General features: G+C 71.2%; 19 protein-coding genes and 1 pseudogene. 9 read left to right on the top strand and 11 right to left on the bottom strand.

Going from position 1 to position 22717, the window contains the following annotated elements:
- Nucleotides 1-373: 373 nt before the first annotated feature.
- On the top strand, nucleotides 374-1741 hold the full coding sequence (locus Apa02nite_RS30800; protein WP_239164681.1) for a PQQ-dependent sugar dehydrogenase: 1368 nt from the start codon (nucleotides 374-376) through the stop codon (nucleotides 1739-1741).
- Between the two features lie 331 nt (nucleotides 1742-2072).
- Here Apa02nite_RS30800 and Apa02nite_RS30795 read toward each other — a convergent pair whose 3' ends face one another.
- The 5 genes from Apa02nite_RS30795 to Apa02nite_RS30775 all read right to left on the bottom strand — a co-directional run bounded on the left by Apa02nite_RS30795 (nucleotide 2073) and on the right by Apa02nite_RS30775 (nucleotide 7475).
- Nucleotides 2073-2708 (bottom strand): class I SAM-dependent methyltransferase, encoded by a 636-nt coding sequence (locus tag Apa02nite_RS30795; protein ID WP_203828151.1) that lies wholly within the window; start codon nucleotides 2706-2708, stop codon nucleotides 2073-2075.
- A 220-nt stretch (nucleotides 2709-2928) separates the two neighbouring features.
- The gene (locus tag Apa02nite_RS30790) at nucleotides 2929-4398 is read right to left on the bottom strand and encodes a cellulase family glycosylhydrolase (protein ID WP_203828150.1); all 1470 of its coding nucleotides are present in this window, start codon (nucleotides 4396-4398) and stop codon (nucleotides 2929-2931) included.
- 99 nt (nucleotides 4399-4497) lie between these two features.
- Nucleotides 4498-4938, bottom strand: a complete 441-nt coding sequence (locus Apa02nite_RS30785; protein WP_239164680.1) for a universal stress protein — start codon at nucleotides 4936-4938, stop codon at nucleotides 4498-4500.
- 126 nt (nucleotides 4939-5064) lie between these two features.
- Nucleotides 5065-6372: a radical SAM protein gene (locus Apa02nite_RS30780; RefSeq protein WP_203828148.1), complete on the bottom strand. Its 1308-nt coding sequence runs from the start codon at nucleotides 6370-6372 to the stop codon at nucleotides 5065-5067.
- A gap of 35 nt (nucleotides 6373-6407) precedes the next feature.
- Complete coding sequence (locus Apa02nite_RS30775; RefSeq protein WP_203828147.1) at nucleotides 6408-7475, bottom strand: alkene reductase; 1068 nt, start codon at nucleotides 7473-7475, stop codon at nucleotides 6408-6410.
- Nucleotides 7476-7620: 145 nt separating this feature from the next.
- On the opposite strand from Apa02nite_RS30775, the gene Apa02nite_RS30770 reads away from it, so the two are divergent.
- The 3 genes from Apa02nite_RS30770 (at nucleotide 7621) to Apa02nite_RS30760 (ending at nucleotide 10973) form a co-directional block, all read left to right on the top strand.
- On the top strand, nucleotides 7621-9549 hold the full coding sequence (locus tag Apa02nite_RS30770) for an ABC transporter ATP-binding protein (protein WP_239164679.1): 1929 nt from the start codon (nucleotides 7621-7623) through the stop codon (nucleotides 9547-9549).
- Between the two features lie 11 nt (nucleotides 9550-9560).
- Nucleotides 9561-10208 (top strand): pentapeptide repeat-containing protein, encoded by a 648-nt coding sequence (locus tag Apa02nite_RS30765; protein WP_203828146.1) that lies wholly within the window; start codon nucleotides 9561-9563, stop codon nucleotides 10206-10208.
- A 255-nt stretch (nucleotides 10209-10463) separates the two neighbouring features.
- The gene (locus tag Apa02nite_RS30760; RefSeq protein WP_203828145.1) at nucleotides 10464-10973 is read left to right on the top strand and encodes a hypothetical protein; all 510 of its coding nucleotides are present in this window, start codon (nucleotides 10464-10466) and stop codon (nucleotides 10971-10973) included.
- Nucleotides 10974-10976: 3 nt separating this feature from the next.
- On the opposite strand, the gene Apa02nite_RS30755 is transcribed toward Apa02nite_RS30760, so the two are convergent.
- Nucleotides 10977-11585 carry a TetR/AcrR family transcriptional regulator gene (locus Apa02nite_RS30755; protein ID WP_203828144.1) on the bottom strand — a complete coding sequence of 203 codons (609 nt, stop codon included), beginning with the start codon at nucleotides 11583-11585 and terminating at the stop codon, nucleotides 10977-10979.
- Nucleotides 11586-11651: 66 nt separating this feature from the next.
- On the opposite strand from Apa02nite_RS30755, the gene Apa02nite_RS30750 reads away from it, so the two are divergent.
- Nucleotides 11652-12125: a DUF1453 domain-containing protein gene (locus tag Apa02nite_RS30750; RefSeq protein ID WP_203828143.1), complete on the top strand. Its 474-nt coding sequence runs from the start codon at nucleotides 11652-11654 to the stop codon at nucleotides 12123-12125.
- 274 nt (nucleotides 12126-12399) lie between these two features.
- Here Apa02nite_RS30750 and Apa02nite_RS30745 read toward each other — a convergent pair.
- Together Apa02nite_RS30745 and Apa02nite_RS30740 are read right to left on the bottom strand one after the other, a co-directional pair.
- Nucleotides 12400-13302, bottom strand: a pseudogene (locus Apa02nite_RS30745) (AraC family transcriptional regulator); the annotation flags it as partial.
- A gap of 4 nt (nucleotides 13303-13306) precedes the next feature.
- The gene (locus tag Apa02nite_RS30740) at nucleotides 13307-13816 is read right to left on the bottom strand and encodes an anthrone oxygenase family protein (RefSeq protein WP_203828141.1); all 510 of its coding nucleotides are present in this window, start codon (nucleotides 13814-13816) and stop codon (nucleotides 13307-13309) included.
- Between the two features lie 333 nt (nucleotides 13817-14149).
- Here Apa02nite_RS30740 and Apa02nite_RS30735 point away from each other — a divergent pair, with 333 nt between their 5' ends.
- Nucleotides 14150-14599 carry a DUF2267 domain-containing protein gene (locus Apa02nite_RS30735; RefSeq protein WP_067685558.1) on the top strand — a complete coding sequence of 150 codons (450 nt, stop codon included), beginning with the start codon at nucleotides 14150-14152 and terminating at the stop codon, nucleotides 14597-14599.
- A 227-nt stretch (nucleotides 14600-14826) separates the two neighbouring features.
- On the opposite strand, the gene Apa02nite_RS30730 is transcribed toward Apa02nite_RS30735, so the two are convergent.
- On the bottom strand, nucleotides 14827-15357 hold the full coding sequence (locus Apa02nite_RS30730; protein ID WP_203828140.1) for a flavin reductase family protein: 531 nt from the start codon (nucleotides 15355-15357) through the stop codon (nucleotides 14827-14829).
- A 149-nt stretch (nucleotides 15358-15506) separates the two neighbouring features.
- On the bottom strand, nucleotides 15507-16538 hold the full coding sequence (locus tag Apa02nite_RS30725) for a LacI family DNA-binding transcriptional regulator (protein ID WP_067685560.1): 1032 nt from the start codon (nucleotides 16536-16538) through the stop codon (nucleotides 15507-15509).
- Between the two features lie 190 nt (nucleotides 16539-16728).
- Here Apa02nite_RS30725 and Apa02nite_RS30720 point away from each other — a divergent pair, with 190 nt between their 5' ends.
- Nucleotides 16729-18129: a DUF1996 domain-containing protein gene (locus Apa02nite_RS30720; RefSeq protein ID WP_203828139.1), complete on the top strand. Its 1401-nt coding sequence runs from the start codon at nucleotides 16729-16731 to the stop codon at nucleotides 18127-18129.
- Between the two features lie 61 nt (nucleotides 18130-18190).
- On the opposite strand, the gene Apa02nite_RS30715 is transcribed toward Apa02nite_RS30720, so the two are convergent.
- Nucleotides 18191-18748 (bottom strand): DUF305 domain-containing protein, encoded by a 558-nt coding sequence (locus tag Apa02nite_RS30715; protein WP_203828138.1) that lies wholly within the window; start codon nucleotides 18746-18748, stop codon nucleotides 18191-18193.
- Between the two features lie 132 nt (nucleotides 18749-18880).
- Between Apa02nite_RS30715 and Apa02nite_RS30710 the strand changes: the two genes are divergently transcribed.
- Together Apa02nite_RS30710 and Apa02nite_RS30705 are read left to right on the top strand one after the other, a co-directional pair.
- Entirely contained in the window at nucleotides 18881-21937 is a 3057-nt protein-coding gene (locus tag Apa02nite_RS30710; RefSeq protein ID WP_203828137.1) for a discoidin domain-containing protein, read from the top strand.
- Nucleotides 21938-22024: 87 nt separating this feature from the next.
- Entirely contained in the window at nucleotides 22025-22702 is a 678-nt protein-coding gene (locus Apa02nite_RS30705; RefSeq protein WP_307871992.1) for an alcohol dehydrogenase catalytic domain-containing protein, read from the top strand.
- Nucleotides 22703-22717 lie beyond the last annotated feature (15 nt).

Raw genomic sequence — 22717 nt, 5'->3', positions numbered from 1 at the left:
TAGACGCACGCGATCTGGCTTTGCGGACTCTTACCGCCCTGCCCAGGAGCTACCGGCACGTCAACTCAAGCTAAGTGCCATTGGAGCGGGGGTGGCTGGTGCTCAGGGTTGCCTCGGGCCCGTGGAGGCAGTCGTCAGCGGCAGCTGGGCGGGGGTGGCTGGTGCTCACGGTTGTTTCGGGGCGGTTGAGGCAGCCGCAGGCACCAGCTGGGGGCAGCGAGTGGGGCAGAGCGGTGGGGACGGGGTCGGGCTGGTGCTGGTGGTTGTTTCGGGGCGGTTGGGGTGGTCGTCAGGCGCTGGCCGGGGGCAGTGAGCGGGGAGGGGCTCGTGGGGGTGGTGGTGGGGGTGGTGGGGAGCGGGTAGAACTGGCGGGGTGAAGGTTTCTGGGCGGGTGGTGGTGGCGGGGAGTCTGGCGTTCATGCTGGCGGGGTGCTCGTCGGGGGATGAGGCTCCGGCGGCGGCTGGTGAGGGGGCTACGGCTTCCAGCGAGGCGGCGGCTGCTGGGGACAGGGCGGCGCTTGTCGACACCACCGTGCGGCTGGGGGACGGGCAGCGGATGCGGGTGCCGGTCGGGTGGGAGGTCAGCGTGTGGGCGAAGGTGCCCGGCGCTCGGCTGCTGGCTTGGACGCCTGATCGGAAGCTGCTGGTGTCGCGGCCCAAGGTCGGTGACGTGCTGGTGCTCGACTCCGGTGGGCTCGGCGCGGCCGGCTCCACGGGCAGCGCCGGCAGTGACGGTGGTGCGGCGAGCGGTGGCGGTGGGGTGGCTGTGGGGAAGACGCTGGTCAGTGGGCTCAACCAGCCGCACGGGCTGGCGTTTGACGGGGACACGCTCTATGTGGCGGAGAGCGATCAGGTGGATGCGTTCACCTACAAGGACGGTGCGGTCTCCGGGAAGCGGGTGGTTGTCGGTGGGCTGCCCGACGCTAAGAGTCCGGAGCTGGGCGGGGCGTATGCGCACGCGCTGAAGAGCGTCGCGATCGGTGAGGACGGGACGATCTATGTCTCGGTCGGATCGACCGGGAACGTGTCGGCTGACGATCGGGACGCCAGCCCGGAGCGGGCGACCATTCTGAAGGCGCCGGCCGGGGGTGGGGCGCCGACGACGTTCGCTCGCGGGGTGCGGAACGGGACCGGGCTGGCGGTCGCGCCGGACGGTGCCGTGTGGACCGCGGTCAACAACCGGGACAACATCGCCTACCCGGACGACGCGGACTACGACGGTGACGGGGACTCCGACCGGGGCAAGGTCATGCAGAAGTACGTGAACGACCACCCGCTGGAGCCGCTCGCCAAGCTGACGCAGGGGCGGGATCTGGGGTGGCCCTACTGCAACCCGGACACCGACCGGTCCTATGACCGGGACTACCAGCTGAATCGGGACGGCAAGAAGCTGGACTGCGCGAAGCTGACGCCGATCGAGCAAGGGATGGGCGCGCACTCGGCGCCGCTCGGGTTGAGCTTCGCGACCGAGCCCGGGCTGCCCGCGCCCTACGGTGCCGGGGCGCTGGTCGGGATCCACGGGTCGTGGAACCGGAATCCGCCGCGGGAGCCCGAGGTGTCGTTCTTCCCGTGGAAGGACGGGGCGCTCGGGGCGCAGCAGACGTTGCTGGCCGGGTTCCAGGACTCCGACGGGAAGCGCTGGGGCCGGCCGGTCATGGCTGTTCAGGGCCCCGACCAGGCGATCTATGTCAGCGATGACCTGGCCGGCGCCATCTATCGGGTGTCGTGGCCCGCTAAATAGCCGAGGACCGATAAATCGGATATGTCCGGCGCAATGCGGCGGGTTGCCACGCTGAGGGCATGGCCTGGCTGCGCGGCCCGGTGCGCTGCGGGCCCGAGATGTGGGGCCGAGGTGCGGCACACGGGGTGCGCTGTGGGGCCGAGGTGTGGCGCGGGGTGTGCTGCGGGTTCGAGGTGCGGCGCGGGGTGTGCTGCGGGCTCGAGGTGCGGGCGCGGTGCGCTGCGGTTCGAGGTGTGGCGCGGGGTGTGCTGCGGGTTCGAGGTGCGGGGCGGGGCCGGGGTGTGGCTCGGGGGCTGGGCTGGTGCGGCTGTGGGGCTGGTGGGTTGGGGGCTTACGGGTTCTTCTGGGTCAGGAGGTAGCCGGCGGGGACGGGGTTGAAGGGGCGGTGGCCCAGGAAGACCGTGGTGAGGCCGGCGGTGGTGAAGCGGGCCTGCATCTCGGCGGCCGAGAGCCAGTACGTGTCGAACTCGACGCCCAGGTTGGCGCTGCGGCCGCCGCGGCGGGGGGAGCCGTCGCCGTTCTTGAACGCGGTGACCAGGAAACCGCCGGGGCGGATGACCCGGGCCAGCTCGGCGAACGCGGCCGCGCGGGTGTCCGGTGCCAGGAAGATCAGTGAGTACCAGCAGACCACCCCGGCCAGCTCGCCGTCGGTGAACGGCAGGTTCCACAGGTCGCCGACCTGGACGTCGAAGCCGGGGTGGTCGCGGCGGGCCACCTCGACCATGCCGGGGGAGAGGTCGATGCCGCGCGGGGTGAGGCCCTTGGCGGCCAGGTAGGGCAGCAGGCGCCCGGTGCCGCAGCCGACATCCGCGACGTCGAGCCGGCCCGAGGAGCGGACCTGCTCGGCGAACAGGTCGAGCATCGAGCGCTCGATCGGGTCGCCGTCCAACTGCCCGTCCAGGTAGGTCACGTAGAAGTCGGCGAGCACGTCGTGGGCGTCGCGGAGTTCCTCGGTCTTGGCATCCACGGCAGCGACCATAGTGGATTCTGCTCTGACCGCGCCCACCCGCGGACGTCGCCCCGGAGGGCTTCGCGTTCTGGACGCGCCAGCGGCCAGCGAAGCCCGCAGGGGTCCCGGCGGGAGCGGCGATCTGTACCCCGGCGGACGCACGACATCCTGAATTTGATCTTGATCTTCGCCGATCACGACGCTGACCGAAAGTGGATCAAGACGCGATCGAAACCGGTCAGGAGATCGCTACGTCGTCGAAATAGACGACTCCGGTGTTGTCGGCGGACTTGAGGTGGAGCTGGACGCTGGCCGCGCCCGCCGGTGCCGCGGTCTCGACCACCAGCTTGGTCCAGGTGGTGTTGCCGGCCGGGAGGCGGTTCGACGTGCTCTCGCTGAGCCACTTGCCGTTGGCGTCGAACCAGCTCAGCGAGATCTCGGTGATCCCGGTCGCGCTGAAGCCGCGGGCGAACGCCTCGGCCCGCCACTTGTAGCCGCCCTGCACCGGGGTGATCGGCGCGGTGCGCAGCGACGGCAGGCCGGCGCTGGTCCGGGTGGTGCCGGCGAACCGGAGCGAATACCTGCCGTTGCGCGGCATGTCGGTGGTGACCGTGCCGGCGCCGGCCTCGGGCAGGTTCTGCCGCCACGGTGACTCGTTCGCGGGGGCCTCGAAGCCGAGGTTCAGCACGCTGTTCGGGGTGGTGCCGGTGGTCCACGCGGTGCGGACCACGGTCGCGGCGAGCTTGGCGCTGCCGTCGGCGCGGTAGAGGCCGAACGTGTACTGCGCGGGCACCGTCGAGACGTTGGAGTTGGCCGGGATCGCGCCGGCCGTGAAGTCGTTCAGGGTCCACGGCGCGACCGAGCCGACCCCGGCCTCGGCGGCGGCGCGGAACACCCGGGCCAGGTACGCGGCCTGCTCGCCCTCGGTGGTGATGCCGCTGCTCAGCCCGGTCTCGCCGATCACGATCGGGGCCGGCGCGACAGCGGCCTGCGCCTTGCGGATCTCGGCGAGCGAGCGCTCCGAGTTGCCGTAGAAGTGGAAGTCGTAGTAGTCCAGCGGGGTGCCGGCCAGCGACGACTTGATCTTCGCCATGCCGGCCGCGCCGGTGCCGCCGTCGACCGAGAGGGTCAGCGGCATGGTGGGCGCGGCGGCCCGGATCGCCGGGATGACCTGGCGGGCCCAGGTGATCGCGGCCGCGTCGTCCGGCTGGAACTCGTTCTTCAGCTCGACGGTGACCACCCGCGGGTCGTCCTTGTAGGGCGTCAGGATGGTCTTCGCCCAGGTGATGCTGCGGGTGACGTCGCTGTAGCCCTCCCACCAGTCGAAGAGGGTGAGCTTGACGGTCATGCCGTAGAAGTCCGCGATGCTGATGAACTTGCGCAGCCGCTCGACGTAGTCGGCCTTCGGCGTCGGGAAACCGAACGCGTCCGGGAAGACGATCACGCGGACGTTGTCGGCGCCGAGCGCGGCGGCCTTGGCCAGGTCGGTGTCGATCGCGGTCACGTCGAAGCCGGTCCACATCGCCGACCAGCCGGCGTTCGACGGGTAGTAGTTCATCGTCTTGGCGGCCTTCACGTCGGCCATCCGGCCGGCCAGTGTGGGTGCCGGGACGGTCGCTGCCTGCGCTGGGGACACCGGAAGCACCATACCCAGCAGGAGCGAGGACGCCAGGGCGGCGGCGCGGGTGCGGAAGCGGGAGGTGGTCATCAGTGTCCTTCTGGCAAGTTTCTTTTCGGGATGTGCCTCCTTGGATCGGCGGGTTAGATCGGGGTTGCAGGGGTTGGACGAGCGCAATCGGGGTGCAGGTCAGGGCACTACGGTTACCGGCCAGCGGCCGCAACGGACCAGCTTGACCGCGAGTGATCCGGCGATCCGGTGCAGCAGCCCGGCCGACCGGCCGACGATGACCGCGTCGGCGCGCGCCTCGCCGGCGGCCGCGATCAGCTCGGCGAAGGCGTCCCCGGTGCGGATCACCAGCTCCGCCTCGACACCGAGCGCCGGAAGGTACTCCTGGAACGCCTCGCGCAGCTCGCGCTCGATGGCGTCCTGCGCGTCGATGGTGGTGACCGTGGCGGTGCCACCGGTGTCGGCCAAGGGGAGCAGCGACGAGGGCAGGCTCCGCACGTAGACCGCGATCAGCCGGCAGTGCTGTCGCCGGGCCATGCCCACGGCGTACGCCGCCGCGCGCATCGACGGCGTGGACCCGTCGATGCCCACCAGGATCGCGCCCGGTCCGTCCATGCCCATGGTCATCACCTATTACTGAACGTTTGCCGTTCGCTTAAGGCGACTGTATCCCGACGGAAACCGTTCAGCAATGAACGCGGAAAGCCCGGCAGCACACGCTGCCGGGCTTTCCGCAAAAACGACAGATCAGTCCTCGGCGGGGAGGCTGTCCATGAACGAGCTCACCGAGAAGACCGCGCGGCCGGCGCCGGGCTGGCCGTACCCGGGCGGGCTGGTCAGGCCGTTGGACTCCATGGTCGCGCGGTACGCCTCGAGCAGCCGGATGTGGTACTCCAGCGGCGCGCCGTCCGGGTTGGTCTTGCCCAGCGGCGTGGTCGGCTCCGGGCACCACGTGGTGAACCGGGGCGTGATGCCGCGGGACATGAAGTACTCCAGGCCCTCGGTCGTCGAGTCGATCGCCTCGTTGACGGTCGTGAAGCCGAACGGCTCGGCCATCTCGATCCCGGCCACGAAGTTCGGGATCACGTTGCGCGGGCCGAACACCTCGGCGGACTCCAGGATCCGGCGGTGCCAGTTCTCCCGGCCGACGTAGCGCTCCTTGCCGGGGCAGTAGAACTCGAACAGCCGCTTGTCCCACACCTCGTAGTTCGGGTGGTAGATCCGGATGCCGTAGTCGTAGAACCGCTGCACGTCCTCGCGGGGCAGCGCCTGGGCGACCACCTTGCCGATCCACCGGCCGGGGAAGCGCTCCTCGATGGCCTGCGCGTACTGGCCGTAGAAGTCCGCCTCGGTCTTGCCGCCGACCTGCGAGGTCACGCTGCCGCCGGTCAGGGTGTACGCCGTCGAGGTCTTCGCGGTGTCGTACTTGTCGATGATCTCGAGCGCCTCGAGGACCTCGTCGATCGGCTTCACCCCGGTGTACGGCCGGCCGGCCGCCTTGTGCTGGCGCCAGTTGTGGTTGATGTCGCAGTACCCGCACTCCTCCTTGGCGCCGAAGTACTGGCACACGCGGAAGACCGTCAGGTAGACGAGGTAGCCCCACTGGATGGTCGGGGCGACCTCCATCACCTGCTTGCCGTTGCTCAGGGTGTGCCGGTAGTAGTCCGGCATCGGCGGCAGGCCCACCTCGGCGATCGTCCGGCCGTCCAGGGTCAGCACCAGCCGGCCGTCGGCGTCCGGGGTGACCTTGTACGGCGAGGACGGGTTGATCCGCACCGACACCACGGTGCGGCGCAGGTCGTACGGCCCGCCGGTGAGCACGATCTCCTCCGGCGGACGGCGCAGCGCCGCCTCGCCGAGCTCCGGCAGGGTCCGGTGATCGAAGGAGAAGATGAAGTACGACTTCGGCTTGACGTCACCGTTCTCGTTGTCGGTCAGCGCCGCGTCGTCGAACGCCAGGCCGCCGCGCAGCAGATCCTCCTTGATCACCGCTTCCCGGGGAACGTGCGGGAAACGGCTCATCAAGTCCTCGATGAGGTCGGTGCGCGTCTGCATGGATCCTCCTGAGATTCGTCTCGACACCAGGCTACTTATCGGGTCGGGTAGTCGGTGTAACCGCGGGCGCCGCCGTAGTAGAACGTGCTCGGGTCCGGGGCGCTCTCCGGGTGCTCGCCGGCCCACCGCTCGGCCAGGTCCGGGTTCGCGATCGCGGCCCGGCCGACGGCCACGGCGTCGCCGAGGTCCTCGCCGACCAGCCGGATCGCCTCGTCCCGGGTGGTGACCACACCGAAGCCGGTGTTCACGACGACCGGAGCGCCGGCGGACGCCCGGATGCTCTGGACCAGCTTGCCGGCCGGGTCGGCGTGCAAGATGTCGACGAAGGCCAGGCCGAGCGGGGCGAGCCCCTCGGCCAGCGCCACGTAGGTGGCGAGCGCGTCGTCCGGGTCGGTCTCCAGGGCGCCCTGGATGTTGTGCTCGGGGGAGAGCCGGATGCCGGTGCGGTCCGCGCCGATCGCCGCGGCCACCGCGGTGACCACCTCGATCGCCAGCCGGGCCCGGTTCTCCGGCGAGCCGCCGTAGGCGTCGGTGCGCACGTTCGAGGCCGGCGAGGTGAACTCGTGGATCAGGTAACCGTTCGCGCCGTGCACCTCCACGCCGTCCAGCCCGGCCGCGATCGCGTTGCGGGCCGCGGCGACGAAGCCCGCGACGACCACCGGGATCTCGTTGATGTCCAGCGCGTCCGGCACCGGCAGCGGCGCCTTGCCCTCGATCACCCGGATCTCGCCGGGGGCGGCCAGGGCGCTCGGGGCGACCGTCCGGCCGGAGCCGGTGATCTCCGGGTGCGAGATCCGGCCGCCGTGCATGATCTGCATGACGATCGTGCCGCCCTCGGCGTGCACCGCGTCGGCCACCCGGCGCCAGCCGGCCACCTGCTCGGCGGTCTCGATGCCGGGCTGCCCGATCCAGGTGCGGCCCTCACGGACCGGCCAGGTGCCCTCGGTGACGATCAAGCCCATCGACGCACGCTGGCGGTAGTACTCGACGAGCAGGTCGCCGGGCACGCCGTTCTCGTCAGCGCGGATGCGGGTCAGCGGGGCCATCACCAGGCGGTTCTTCAGCTCGAGCGAGCCGAACTGGACGGGCGTGAACAGCTTCAAGTCGAATCCTCACGATCTTGGCGGACCTGGCCATCCTGACCCCTTACCCGCCCTGAGCGCGCTATTCCGCGAGGTCCGTCACAGCCGGCGGGTGACCGACAAGATGTCCGACCCTTCCTCCGGCGCCCGGGGGAGAATGGGGTGTATGAGCGCGACCACCCAGAACGTCCGCTCCGACGACACTCCGCTTCCCAGCCAGCCCACCGTCCCGGCGGTCCTCCCCGAGCTGCGACCCAGCTGGTGGGAGACCGGAGTCCGGGCCCGGGCCGACGCCGGCATGCTCGGCGTCTTCACCGAACTTCCCGGGCTGATCCGCAAGGCCGTCCGGGTTGCCTGGCGCGCCGACCGGGTGCGCACCAGCATGGTCGCCGTCGCCACCCTGGGCAGCGGCGTGCTCGCCGCGTTCGGGCTGCTCGCCACCCAGCGGGTACTGATCGAGCTGTTCGCCGGCGGGCCGACCCCGGACCGGGTCCGCGCGGCGCTGCCCGCCCTGATCCTGCTGGCCGCGGCCGCCGCGATCCGGGGCACGCTCGGGATGGCGGTCGGCTACGCCCTCAACGGCCTCACCCCGCGGGTGCACGTGGCGGTCGAACGGGAGCTGTTCGAGCACACCACCGCGGTCGACCTGAAAGCGTTCGACGACGACGGGTTCGCCGAGGGGATGGAACGGGCCACCCGCGGCACCGAGGCCGCCGTCGAGCTGGTGCAGAACACCATGAACCTGTTCGCCGGCGTGGTCAGCCTGCTCGCCGTGATCATCGCGGTGATCACCATTCATCCGCTGCTGCTGCTCGCCCTGCTGGTCGCGACCGTCCCCACCGGGTACGCCGCGCTGCGGGCCGGCCACGTCCGGTTCCAGAGCTACCTGGCCAGCTCGACCCGCCGCCGCCGTCAGTGGGTGCTGCAGACCCTGATGGCCGACCGGGTCTCCGCGGCCGAGCTGCGATCGTACGGCCTGCGCCGCTTCCTGCTCGGCCTCTACGACCGGGTGATGGGCGCCCAGATCGCGGTCGAGCTGGCCGTCGCCCAGCGGGTCACCACCACGACCAGCGTCGGCGCGTCGATCGGCGGCATCGCGCTGACCGGCGTCTACGCCCTGCTCGGTTTCCTGCTGCTGGACGGCCAGATCCCCCTCGCGGCCGCGGCGACCTGCGTGATCGCGGTGCAGGCCGCCCAGCGCGCCCTGGCCCTGCTGACGTTCCAGGTCGACCGGGTCTACGCCAGCGGCCAGTTCTTCAACGAGTACATCCGGTTCCTCGCCGCGGCCGCCGAGCACCTGCCCCCGCCCGCCGACGAACGCCCGGTGCCGGAGCCGCTGCGCGAACTCGCCGTGCACGCGGTCACCCTGCAGTACCCGGACCGGGACCGCCCGGCCGTCGACCAGGTCACCCTGACCGTCCGGGCCGGCGAGACGATCGCGCTGGTCGGCGAGAACGGCTCCGGCAAGTCCACGCTCGCCGCGATGATCTCCGGGCTGCGCGAGCCGGGCAGCGGCACGATCGAGTGGAACGGCCGGCCGTACCCGGAATGGGACACCGCCGGGCTGCGCGCCCACATCGGCGTGGCGTTGCAGGAGCACCACAAGTGGCCGTTCAGCGCGGCGACCAACATCGCGATGGGCGACGTGGACGCCACCGCCGACCCGGAGCGGATCGAGGCGGCCGCCCGGCGCGCCGCCGCCCACGAGATGATCGAGGAGCTGCCGCACGGGTACGACACGCTGCTCGACCGTACGTTCAAAGAGGGTCAGGACCTCTCCGGCGGACAGTGGCAACGGATCACCGCGGCCCGCGCCTTCCTCCGCGACGCACCCCTGCTGATCATGGATGAGCCGTCCTCGGCCCTCGACCCGCGCGCCGAGGACGCCCTGTTCCAGGCGTTGCGCGACCGCCAGGGCCGGCACACCACGATCCTGATCACGCACCGGCTCGCCAACATCACCCACGCCAACCGGATCTTCGTGATGGACCACGGCGCGCTGATCGAATCCGGTACGCACCGCGAGCTGATGGCGGTGGACGGCGTCTACGCGCAGCTGTTCACCCTGCAGGCCGCCGGCTATCGGGCAGCGTAGGTTCTTCTCCCATGAAGGTGCACCAGGAACTGGCCGCTCTCCCGTACGCGAAGCATCTGGAGCCGTTCGCCGGCGAGTTCGACCGCGACGAGGACTACACCGGCGCCCACCTGGACGGCGGTGAGTTCGAGGGCATCCAGGCGGGCAGCGCCCGGTTCGACGAGAGTGCCTTCACCGGCACCTCGTTCACCGGCGGCGACCTGGGCCGGGCCCGGTTCAGCGAGGTGTGGATGGCCCGCACCCGCTGGATCGGCGCCAGCTGGGCCGAGGCCGACCTGCTCGACGTGACGATCCTGGACAGCGTGCTGGCCGGCGTCCAGGCACACGGCGGCACCTGGCGCCGCGTCGTCCTGCAGGGCTGCAAGATCGACAGCCTGAACCTGCGCGCCACCCGGCTGCACGACGTCGAGTTCCGCGACTGCGACCTGACCGAGGTCGACTTCGGCTCGGCCACCCTGACCGGGGTGACGTTCCCGGGCTCGACGCTCCGCCGCGCCCGGTTCACCAAGGTCACCGTGAAGAAGCTGGACCTGCGCCGGACCAAGGCCCTGGACATCGCGGACGGCTGGGACTCGCTGCGCGGCGCGGTCATCGACCACGATCAGCTCGCCGAGGCCGCACCGTCCCTGGCGCAGACCCTCGGCCTCACGGTCCGCTGACCGCTTCCGGTCACCCCTTTTCCGGTACGAATACGGAGCGCCCGTCCGCAGGCTACGAGCCGAGTCCCGTGGTGGCCTCGCGCGACGCAGCCCCCACCCCGGACCGCCGCGCGCCTGCGGGTCCCCGGCTGGTCCTCAGGGGTGTCTCAGTGGCTTTGAGGCACCCCTGAGCACCAGCTGATCACCGACGCGCCCTGCGTGCGCTGATCGGCCGCCGTCCCTAGCTCCGCTGAGCGCCGACCCGGCATCGGTGCGATGATCGTCGATATGGGGGAGTGGCGAGCGCCGTATCCGCGGACCGTCCAGCAGTACGTCGGCGTGTTCCTGGTCGTGTTCGGCATCCTGTTCACGGTCGTCGCGGGCACCACGGCCGTGATCGCCCGGGCTCCGGTCCTGGCCATGCTGGCCGGTGCCGCGTTCATCGCACTGTGGCTGACCATGGTCTTCCGGATCGGCTGGGCCGGTCTCTACCTCGGCGACGACGGCGTGCTCGTCCGTGGCCCGCTGCGCACCCACCGTTTCACCCGGACCGAGATCGCCGCCGTCGCCGTCGCGCCGGCCGAGGTGTTCGGCCTGGTCACCGCGCGCCCGGCGATCTGGCTGGTGCTGCGGGACGGCCGCCGGGTCGAGGTGCCGGTGCAGCGTCGTCCGGACCGCGTCGGGTTCGGGTCCGTCACCAAGAACGCCGGCCCGGTCCTGCGACCGGACATCTTCGACGCCGCCGTCACCGCCGTCCGCGACCATCTGGCCCGCGGACCCGGCTGAGGCTCAGGGCAGGGCATCCAGGTGTGCCCGCAGGAGATCCCGCAGCGGTCCCGGGGACCCGGTGACCGCGCGCAGGCTCAGGCCGTCGAGCAGGGCGCAGAGGCGGGCCGATTCCCGCTCCAGGTCCAGGTCGGCGGCGAGGCCGCCGGCACTCCGGGCCGTTTCGAGCACTTTGTGTACGACGGTAGCCATCGACCTGCGCAGCTGACGAGCGTGCGGCAACAGCTCGGGCCGGGTCCGCGCCGCGACGGTGAACGTGTGCCGCAGCACGGCCTCCCGCTCGCGCGCCTCGTCGAGCGGCAACCACTCGGCGAGCAGCTCCTCGCTGAGCCGGCGTCGTTCGGCCCGATCCCCGGCAGTGGCCAGCGACGCCAGGATCCGCTCGGTGTGCGCCCACACCCGCAGCGTGATCCGCCGGTCGAGCTCCTGCGCCGCAAAGATGATCAGTTCGGAGTGCCCGTCGAAGTAGTGCCGCACCGACCCGATCGCCAGCCCGGCCTCGTCGGCCACGGCGCGCAGGGTGGCGGCTTCCAGGCCGGCTCGGGCCACCACGGCCAGCACGGCGTCCGCGATCGCCGCCCGGCGCTGCTGAGGATCCACGACCTTGGGCATGTGGACTTTTTAGCACGCCCATGCCACATTGTTTTAGCAGAGTGATGCTAAAACGGGGGAGCCGTGGTGAACGGATGGGTGCTGGGTGCGATCGCGGTCGTAGTGCTGGTCGTCGTGGTGGTTCGGCGGGTGCGGGGCGAGCCGCTCAACGCCCGCGACCTGTGGGCGCCACCGGTGGTGCTGACCGGAATCGGTCTGTGGACCCTGGCGCACACCTCCGGTCTGCGCCCCGCCGACCACACCTGGCTGCTCGCCGGCGCACTGCTCGGGGTGACCCTCGGCTACCTGCGCGGCCGTTTCGTGGTCGTCTTCGCGCGGTCCGGCTTCCTGTGGCAGCGCTACACCGGCCGGACCTTCGCCGTGGTGGCCGGCACACTGCTGCTGATGGCCGCGTTCGGCCTGCTGGCCACGAGGCTCGGCATGCGCCCGGAAGCCCGCCCGATCCCGCTGAGCATCGGGCTGAGCTTCCTCGGCGAGTCCCTGGCCGTCACGCTGCGCGGCCGGTCCCTGGGAGTGCCGTTCGCCCCGGAACAGGGCTGATCACACCGGGACCGAGGGGGTGCGGTCGAGCACGTCGTCCCGGCGATGGTCACCGGGACGACCGGGATGGTGCCGAGGAGCCGGGGCTCGCCCCTGGTGACGGCGCCTGCGGGGGTGAGCAGGTCCTTGACGACGGTCCCGTCGAAGATCCCGCCGCGGACCCGGAACGTCTGTCCCCTGTCGATCTTGAGCGGGGTGACGACAGCGGGTTCAGGACGACGACGGGGGGCAACTCCGGGTCGTACCCGATGAGGTTTTCGGTGGGGGACTGCCGGCGGAAATCCTGCGGGCTCAGCCCGCGCTCGCGTTTGAAGGCCGTGCTCAGCGCGAAAGCGCTGCCGTAACCCACCTGCCGCGCCACCGCCTCGATCGTCGCCGACGGCTCGCGCAGCAGGTCGGCGGCGAGCGTGAGGCGCCAGCCGGTCAGGTACGCCATCGGCGGCTCACCGACCAGCGCGGTGAACCGCCGGGCCAGCAGCGACCGGGACACCCCGGCCCGCGCGGCCAGCCCGGCGACCGTCCACGGCGCGCGGTGATCGTCGTGCAGCAGCCGCAGCGCCGGGCCGACGACCGGGTCCCGGTGCGCGTGGTGCCAGCCGCCCGCGGCCGGGCTGGCCAGCCAGGCCCGCAGCACCGAGATCAGCAGCAGGTCGAGCAGCCGGTCCAGGACCAGCTCCTGACCCGGGTCGGTGCGGGCCATCTCGTCGGTGAGCAGCGCGACCAGCGTCCGGTCGGTGGCCGCGGCCGGTTGCACCAGCAGCGCCGGCAGCGCGCCGAGCAGCCGGCGGCTGACCTCGCCGGTCAGCTGGTACGTGCCGGTGAGCAGGACCGTCCCGCCGTCCGCCCGGTCACCCCAGCTGCGCACGCCGAGCTGCTCGCGCGGCACCCCGTCCACGGTGGTGCACACCTGGCCGGGCCCGATGACCGTCTGCCACGGCGTCCCCGGGTCGTCGGCGATCGTGTACGGCTCCGGCCCCCGGATCACCGCCACGTCCCCGACCTCCAGCGTGATCACCTGCTCGCCGCGCAGCAGCAGCGCGGCACCCCGCAGCAGCGTCACCAGGGTCAGCGGCGCCTCGTCCTGGATGCGCAGCGCGAACGGCGGCTCCAGCACGCTCCGCAGCAGGAACGCGTCACGAGCGCGCGGCCCGTCGAGCAACCCGGTCAGCGTGTCCACCCGGCTACCCTGCCATCCACGCGGCCCCGCGGACCAGGGCCGGCGCCAGGCAGCCCAGCGCGAGGGTGGTCAGCACGGTACGCAGGTGGTTGATCCGCACCCAGACCCCCGCGAACGCCTGCCGCGCCTGGGCCGGATCGGTCAGCCCGGCAGCCGCGAGCCGGTTGTTGAGCGGCACCGAGACGGTGACCGTCAGGAGCAGCACGACCAGGTAGAGCCCGGCCGCTGCGGCCGTCCACCCGGCGGCCGACCGGTGCCCGGCGCGGGCCAGCAGCACCGCGGCGAGCACCGGGAAGGCCAGGGCGCCGATGAAGACCAGCCCGAACACGCCGTTCTGGATGGCCACGTTGACCTGCTGCATGGTCGCGACGAACGTGCGGTCGTCACCGGCCTGCAGCCCCGGCAGGACCGCGACGCTGAACGCGAAGAACAGCCCGGCCATCAGCCCCAGGCACAGCAGCGAGCCGCCGAGCGCGCCCGCGGTCAGGCCCCGGGTCGTCATCGTCTCTGTCATACCTCAAGTCCAGCGGACATCCCGTGGACGAACCATGGCCCGGAGTCCCCACTCCATACGCGAGCGTCCACACCCCGGCCTTCGAGGCACCCCTGGGCAGCCCGGCGATGACGACGTTGCGGCGGCCGCGGGCGTCGCCGTACCGGCCGGCCGGGACCAGCAGCAGGCCGCAGGTGAGCGCGTAGCCGGACAACCCCCGTTGCAGCCGGCCGGAGCCCGATCGAGGTTTCCGTTAGGTACCTGACACTCCGGTTTGGAGCGCGGAAGGCCGGGTAATCCGGTCGCCCCCAGGGGCGCGGCAACTCCGCGCCGGGGCCGCAAGGAGGCGTATCGATGGACCAGGATGACCTGCTGGGCCGCATTCAGACCACCGCCCGCCTGCACGGGCGCAACGAGAGTCGCCGGGTCACCGCCACGGTGCTCGGCGTGATGAGAGACCTGCTCCCGGCGTCGGCGTACCGCCGGCTGACCGGACCTTTGCCCGCCGACCTGCGACTACCTCCGCCCGAACCGGGCCGGATCGTCGAGATCATCGATTGCCGGCGCTTCCTGACCCGGGTCGCGGACCGCCTCTACGCCGACGACGCGGCCTTCCTGACCCGGGTGGTCCTGGCCGAGCTGAACGCCGGCGCCCGTGGCACCACCCCGTCCGATCTGGCCCACCTGGTCCCGAGCGACCTGCGCCCGCTGTTCCGCTCCCGCCCGGAGCAGCCCTGGCAGGCGCTCCCCGCGCCGTCGGCGCAAACCTTCCGCCGCTCCGGCACCGAAGGCCCGTCCAGCTGACGACCGTTTCCGCTCACGGTCACCCCGCGTCTCGCGGTGGCCGGCTGGTCCTCAGGGGTGCCTCCGGCACGGTGAGGCACCCCTGAGCACCAGCCGAGTTCGGGTGGCGCTTCGCGGTCCGGGCCGTGTTCGGTCTTGCGCGAGGCCGTGCCCACCCGCGGTCCGCAGCACGCCGGCCGGGGTCGTCCCGGCCGTCGCGCCTCGCGTGACCAGCGCCGCCGAGCGGGTCAGTCGGCGGAGAGGCGGCCGAACGACGAGCGGTGGAAGACCAACGGGCCGAGGCCGCCCACCTGTTCCACCGGATGGTCCACCGCGTGCAGCTGGAGCAGGATGATCGTGTGGTCGCCGGCTTCCACCTCGCGGTAGATCGTGCAGTCGAAGCGGGCCAGGCCGTCGTCGATGGTCACCGCGCCGTTCGCACTGACCGACACCGGCACCCCGTCGAAGCGGTGCTCCACCCGCCCGGCCAGCTGGCGGCAGATCGCGCCGTGGTGCGCGGCCAGCACGGTCACCCCGAGGTGGTCGGCGCGGCGCAGGTCCGGCCAGGTCTTGGACGTGTTGGCTATCGAGAACGAGACCAGCGGCGGATCCAGGCTCACCGAGGTGAACGAGCTGGCCGCGAGCCCGGTGAGCTGCCCGTCGACGGAGGCCGCGACGGCGACCACGCCGCTGGGGAACACACCGAACGCGTGGCGCAGGGCGACCGGGTCGAGGTCCTGGTTGGTGATGAAGGCCGCCGGGGTCTGCGAGATGGTCATGCGAGGGTCCTTACCGTCGGGCGACCGGGTCGTGGCGACGACAAGGAGTAGCGTGACATCGCTGGCTTCCTTTTCGGCGACCGACCCTAATCTATATCCCTCCTATAGGTTTTCGGAAGTATTGGCGACGTCACACTACGCAGCGATGATCAGGCGGACTGCCGGACCACCAGCGTCGGCTCGTAGATCACCGAGCTGACCCGGGCGTCCGGATCCTCGACCCGGACCAGCAGCAGCTTGGCCGCCTCGGCCGCCATGTCCTCGAGCGGGTGCCGCACCGTGGTCAGCGCCGGCCGGGCCGCGAGCGCCGCGCTGCTGTCGTCGAACCCGACCACCGCGACGTCCTCGGGCACCCGTCGCCCGGCGTCCCGCAGCACCAGCAGCGCGCCGAGCGCCATCAGGTCGTTCGCCACGAACACGCCGTCCAGCTGGGGATGCCCGGCCAGCAGCGACCGCATCGCCCGCTCGCCGCTCTCCTGGGTGAAGTTGCCGCTCGCGGTCGGCACCCAGGCGTGCCCGTGCCGGGCGGTCGCGCGCCGGAAGCCGGTGATCCGGTCCTGGCTGGCCGGCACGTCGGCGGGCCCGGAGATCATGCCGATCTGCCGGCAGCCGCGCGCCGCGAGCCGGTCGGCGGCCAGTGCCGCGCCGGTCTCGTTGGCCAGGTCGACGTAGCTGATCGGGACCGGGTCGGCGGGCCGGCCGATCAGCACGGCCGGGATCCGGGCGTCGGCGAGCAGCCCGGGCAGCGGGTCACGGGCCGGCAGTGAGAGCACCACGGCGCCGTCGGCCTGGCCGTTGCGCAGGTCACCGACCAGGCGTTTGTGCCCGTCGGCGCCGACCATCTGCAGGGCCAGCTGGACCGAGGCGGGGCGCAGCACGCTCATCAGCCCGCCGACGACGCGGCCGAAGTACGGGTCGGCGAAGAACCGGCTCATGAACGGGTCGTCGTCGTGTGTCTCGGAGTCGGAGACCACGAGGGCCACCGTGCCGGTGCGCCGGGTGACCAGCGAGCGGGCCATCTTGTTCGGCACGTACCCGGTCTGCTCGACGGCGGTCCAGACCAGCTCGTGCAGCTGCGGGTCGACATTGCGGATGCCGTTGACGACCCGCGAGACGGTGGCTCGTGAGACGCCCGCCACGCGGGCCACGTCCTCGAGTGTGGGCAGCCGGTGGCTCTGCATGCCGAAGTTATAGCACGGAGCGGAGAGCGCTTTCCGCCCGCGAGGCCGCGCGGTGGTCACGACCGCGGCGCGAGCGCGGTTCGTGACGTTCCGGAACCCCAAACCATTGACGTACGTCGTAACAAACTCGCAATCTGGAAAGCGCTCTCCAAGCGTACGCACCGTCCTGATGAACCTTGGGAGATCCCCCATGCACCGACGAACGCTCCGAAGGCTGCTGGCGCCGTTGAGCGCCATCGCCCTGACCAGTGCCCTGCTGGTCGCCGTCAACCAGCCCGCCCACGCCGCCGACTCGCTGCTCTCACAGGGCCGCCCGGCACTCGCCTCCACCACCGAGAACGGTGAGTCGCCGGCCATCGCCGCCGTCGACGGCCGCTCCGACACCCGCTGGGGCAGCCTCTGGACCGACCCGCAGTGGCTGCGCGTCGACCTCGGCGCCACCGCCACGATCACGCAGGTCAAGCTGCAGTGGGAGGCCGCGTACGCGAAGGCCTTCCAGATCCAGACGTCGCCCGACGGCAACACCTGGACCAGCATCTACAGCACCACCACCGCGACCGGCGGTAACCAGACCCTGGCCGTCAACGGCTCCGGGCGGTACGTCCGCGTCTACGGCACCCAGCGCGGCACCACCTACGGCTACTCGCTGTACGAGTTCCAGGTCTACGGCACGTCACAGTCCACCCCGCCGCCCACCGACGGCCCCGGCTACGTGTACGCGAACCCGCCGGTCACCGGCGTGATCCCGTCCACCGCCACCCCGCCGGCGCAGAACCCGCCGGTCACCCACCGCGAGTTCCAGGCGAACTGCTCGGTCAGCCGGACGAACCTCGGTGACGACCCGATCGTCTTCCCGAACCTGCCCGGTGCCTCGCACTCGCACACGTTCATGGGCAACCGCACCACGAACGCCGCCACCACCCTGTCCTCCCTGCAGGGTGGCGGCACGTCCTGCATCACGCCCGGTGACAAGACCGGGTACTGGATGCCGACGCTGCTCAACGGCACCACCGCCGTGCAGCCGGAGGGCGCGCAGGTCATCTACTACAAGAGCGGCGTGCTCGACTACACCAGCGTCCGGCCGTTCCCGCCGGGCCTGCGCTACGTGGTCGGCAGCCCGACCTCGACCCTCGACGAGTTCCGCAACCACCCGGGCGCGGTCGAGGGCTTCGAGTGCGGCGAGCTCACCCGCAACTGGGACATCCCGGCCAACTGTGCGGCCGGTTCGCAGCTCAACGTCCGCTTCCAGGCGCCGAGCTGCTGGGACGGGATCCACCTGGACACCCCGGACCACAAGAGCCACATGGCGTACCCGATCGTCGGGGTCTGCCCGGCCGATCACCCGGTCGCCGTGCCGATGATCGAGTTCAAGATGGCCTGGCCGGTCAGCGGCAACCTGTCGCAGGTGAAGTTCGCCAGCGGGCGTGGTTACTCGTTCCACTACGACGTCTACAACGCCTGGGACCCGGCCGTACTGGCCGCCCTGACCCGCCACTGCATCAACGGCGGGCTGCAGTGCAACCCGCGCGGCTTCGACCAGTACAAGCCGGAGCGCGGCGCCGCCCTCAACGAGAACTACCAACTCCCGTAACACCCGCGCGGCCCGGGAACTGCCTTCACCGACGGTTTCCGGGCCGTTCGATAACACCTTTTCATCGTACGATTTGAGAAATCTTTTCCAACGTCGCTGCCCGGCTCCGCACAATGTCGTCGGCGAGCTTCTTGGTACGCGTTTCCGCCCCGGCGGTCTGCTCGCTCCCGGCCAGCTTCCGGCCTTGTTCCAGGTGCTCGCGCAGCGCCTTGACGAGCAGGGTGTCGAACGCCGCGCCGCGCTGTGCGGCGGCCGAGGTGACCAGCTCCGGGGTCACCATGCCCGGCATCGGCATCCCCTCGTGCTGGTTCACGGCGGGCAGCCCGGCCTCGCCACCCAGCTGCCGCAGCGTGCCCAGCTCAGCCTCGGTCACTGCCTTGAACTGGGCGGACAGGTCCTTGAGGGCCGGTTCGCCGGTGTTCGTGGCGGCCAGGTCGAGCAGCGGCAGCAGCTGCTCGTCCATCGCGATGTTGATCTCCACCCAGGCGCGGTCGGTGCCGCCGAAGGAGGCCGCGACCGCGGGGGAGGGTGTGGCCGGGACGCTCGGCGCGGCCGGGGCGCCGCACGCGGTCAGGCCGAGCGCGAGGGCGGCGACGAGGAGCCGGTGATTTCCATTCACGGGCGGAGTTTCCAGTTCCGGAACCGGTCATGTCAATCCCGAGTATTGACCGCAGGCAACATGAGCGAAACAATCGCCATCGCTTGGAGAGCGCTTTCCCTATTCGGATTACCCTCCCCCTTGGGTGTGATCATGAGTGAACTACCGGGTCCGGATCGGCGTCCTCGCCGCAGACCGGCTGTTCTTGCAGCGACGCTCACGGCGCTGCTCGCCATCGCCGGCGCGGCTGCCGTCGGCGCCACCACCGCCAGTGCCGCCGTTCCCGCCGACTGCACCGAGAACGCCGCACTGGGCCGCCCGGCCACCGCGTCCTCCGTCGAGGGTGACGCCTGGACCGCGGCGATGGCCGTCGACGGCAACGCCACCACGCGCTGGGCCAGCCAGTGGGCCGACCCGCAGTGGCTGCGCGTCGACCTCGGCGCCGCGACCACGATCTGCGGCGTCGTGCTGCAGTGGGAGGGCGCGTACGCCAAGGCGTACAAAATCCAGACCTCGCCGGACGGGACCACCTGGACCGACGTCTATGCGACGACGACCGGGGCCGGAGGCACCGAGAGCCTGACCGTGACCGGCTCCGGGCGCTACGTCCGGATGAACGGCACCGCGCGGCCCGGCGGCTACGGCTACTCGCTCTGGGAGTTCAAGGTCCTGACCGGGGGCGGCGGCACCACGCCGACCACCTCGCCCACCACCAACCCGCCGACCCAGGAGCCGGGCAACTTCACCACGGTCTGGCAGGACACCTTCGACGGCGCGGCCGGCACCACGCCGTCCGGCGCGAACTGGCTCAAGCGCACCGGCACGCAGTACCCGGGCGGCGCCGCGAACTGGGGCACCGGCTCGGTCGAGACGGCCAGCGACTCCACCGCCAACGTCTCGCTGGACGGCGCGGGCAAGCTCGCCATCAAGGCGAACCGGGACGGCGCCGGCAAGTGGACGTCCGGCCGGATCGAGACGCAGCGCACCGACTTCGCGCCGCAGCCCGGCGAGATGCTCAAGTTCAGCGCGGTGCTCAAGCAGCCCGGCGTCACCAACGGCCTCGGCTACTGGCCCGGGTTCCGGGCCACCGGCGCGGCCTACCGCGGCAACTACACCAACTGGCCGTCGGTCGGCGAGACCGACATCATGACCGACGTCAACGGCCGCGACCAGCTGGCGCAGACGCTGCACTGCGGCACCGCGCCGGACGGGCCGTGCGCCGAGTACACCGGGCGTTCCTCCGGGTTCGCGTCCTGCACCGGCTGCCAGGCCGGGTACCACGAGTACTCGCAGGTCATCGACCGGACCAAGACCGACGAGGAGATCCGCTTCTACCTCGACGGGCGGCAGACCTGGATCGTGCGCGAGTCCCAGGTCGGCGTCACCGCGTGGCAGGCGGCCGTGCACCACGGCTTCTACCTGCGCCTCGACCTGGCGATCGGCGGCTCGCTGCCGAACGCGATCGCCGGGGTCACCACGCCGACCGCCGAGACCACGTCCGGCGGCGTGCTCAGCGTCGACTCGGTCACCGTGGCCAAGGCGACCGGCACGACCGCGGCCGCGATGACCGATCCGGCCGTGCCTGCCGGTCCCAGCGTCGTCAAGGTCACCGGCAGCCAGGGCAACTGGCAGCTCACCGTGAACGGCACGCCGTGGCAGGTCAAGGGCATGACGTACGGGCCGCCGCAGGGCGCCGCGGACGGGTACATGCGGGACCTGAAGAACATGGGTGTCAACACCATCCGGATCTGGGGACCGGACGCGAACACCCCGCTGCTGCTCGACACGGCGGCCCGGTTCGGGATCAAGGTGGTGGTCGGGCTGTGGCTCAACCACGGCGCGGACTACGTGAACGACACCGCGTACAAGACGGCGGCCAAGGCCGACGTGCTGAACTGGGTGAACCAGCTCAAGGGCCGGCAGGGCGTGCTGCTCTGGGACGTCGGCAACGAGGTCATCCTGGAGATGCAGAACTACGGGCTGACGGCGGCCGAGGTCGAGGCGCGGCGGATCGGGTACGCGAAGTTCGTCGGTGAGCTGGCCGACGCGATTCACGGCGTGGACCCGAACCACCCGGTGACCTCGACGGACGCGTACACCCACGCGTGGACGTACTACAAGCCGTACGCGCCGTCGCTGGACCTGCTGGCGGTCAACTCGTACGGGGCGATCGACACCGTGAAGCGGGACTGGATCTCGGGCGGGTACACCAAGCCGTACATCCTGACCGAGGGCGGGCCGTCCGGCGAGTGGGAGGTGCCCGGTGACGTGAACGGGGTGCCGAACGAGCCGACCGACCTGCAGAAGAAGGCCGGGTACACGTACAGCTGGAACGCGATCAAGGGGCATCCGGGTGTCGCGCTCGGCGCCACCGAGTTCCACTACGGCCTGGAGAACGACTTCGGCGGGGTGTGGCTGAACACCACGACCGGCGGGTGGCGCCGGCTCGGGTACCAGGCGCTGCGCGAGGCGTACACCGGGCAGCCGGTGCCGAACTCGCCGCCGGAGATCACCGCGATGACGGTGGGCAGCCAGACCGCGGTGCCGGCCGGCGGGACGTTCACGGTCAACGTGACCGCGACGGATCCGCAGAACGACCTGATCCGCTACACCATCATGACCAGTGACAAGCACATCAACGGCAACAAGGGCCTGCGCCAGCCGGCGTTCACCCAGACCGGGAACGGCCAGTTCAGCGTCCGGGCGCCGGAGACGCTCGGGGTCTGGAAGGTCTACGTGTACGCCTACGACGGGCAGGGCAACGTCGGCATCGAACAGCGCTCGTTCAAGGTGGTGCCGCCGACCGTGCCCGGGACGAACCTGGCCCGCGGCAAGACGGTCACCGCGTCCACGTACCAGCCGACCGGCACGAACGGGCCGCAGCTGCCCGGGTACGCGGTGGACGGCGACTACGGCACCCGCTGGGCCAGCGAGTGGGTCGACACGTCGTGGCTGCAGGTGGACCTGGGCTCGGTGCAGTCCTTCGACCACGTAAACCTGGCGTGGGAGGCGGCATACGCCACGGCGTACCAGATCCAGACCTCGGCCGACGGCACCACCTGGACCACGGTCTACTCGACCGCGGCCGGTGACGGCGGCTTCGACAACCTGGCGATCAACGGCTCCGGCCGCTACGTCCGGGTCAACAACACCGCGCGGGCCACCGCGTACGGATATTCGCTCTACGAGTTCGGCGTCTACCGCTCCTGACCGGTCATGAGCTTGTCGGGGGTAGTGCTGCTACCCCCGACAAGCTCGATCTGTTTGGCCGCCCGCGCGGCAGGTTGTCTGGTGGGCATGCGAGCAACCCTTCTTTACGGCGCCGGCGACGTCCGCGTCGAGAACGTCCCCGACGCCACCCTGAAGCTCCCCACCGACGCCCTGGTCCGGGTCACCGCCGCCTGCATCTGCGGCTCCGACCTGTGGCCGTACGCCGGCAAGGCGCACGACAGCGGCCCGGCCCGGATGGGCCACGAGTTCATCGGCGTGGTCGAGGCGGTCGGCGCCGAGGTCACCTCGGTCAGGCCCGGTGACCTGGTCATCGCCCCGTGGATCATCTCGGACGGCACCTGCGAGTTCTGCCTCGAGGGCAAGCAGAACGCCTGCGTACACCTGAGCATGTGGGACATGGAGCCGGACGAGGGCGGCCAGGCCGAGGCGGTGCGGGTCCCGTTCGCCGACGGCACGCTGGTCAAGGTCCCGGCCGGCGTCGACGCGGCGCTGATGTCGTCGCTGCTCACCCTCTCCGACGTGTTCGGCACCGGCTACCACGCCGCGGTCGCCGGCGGCGTCACCCCGGGCAGCACGGTCACGGTGGTCGGTGACGGTGCGGTGGGGCTGCTCGCGGTGCTGTCCGCGAAGCTGCTCGGCGCGGAGCGGATCGTGCTGATGGGCCGCCATCGGGTCCGCACCGATCTGGGCCGGGAGTTCGGCGCGACCCACGTCGTGGCCACCCGCGGCGCGGAGGGCATCTAGGCGGTCCGCGAGCTC

It is taken from the genome of Actinoplanes palleronii (assembly GCF_016862315.1).
Classification (GTDB): Bacteria; Actinomycetota; Actinomycetes; order Mycobacteriales; family Micromonosporaceae; genus Actinoplanes; species Actinoplanes palleronii.
Note: the sequence above shows the minus strand (reverse complement) of the source record. Positions and strands in the feature narration are given on the sequence as shown.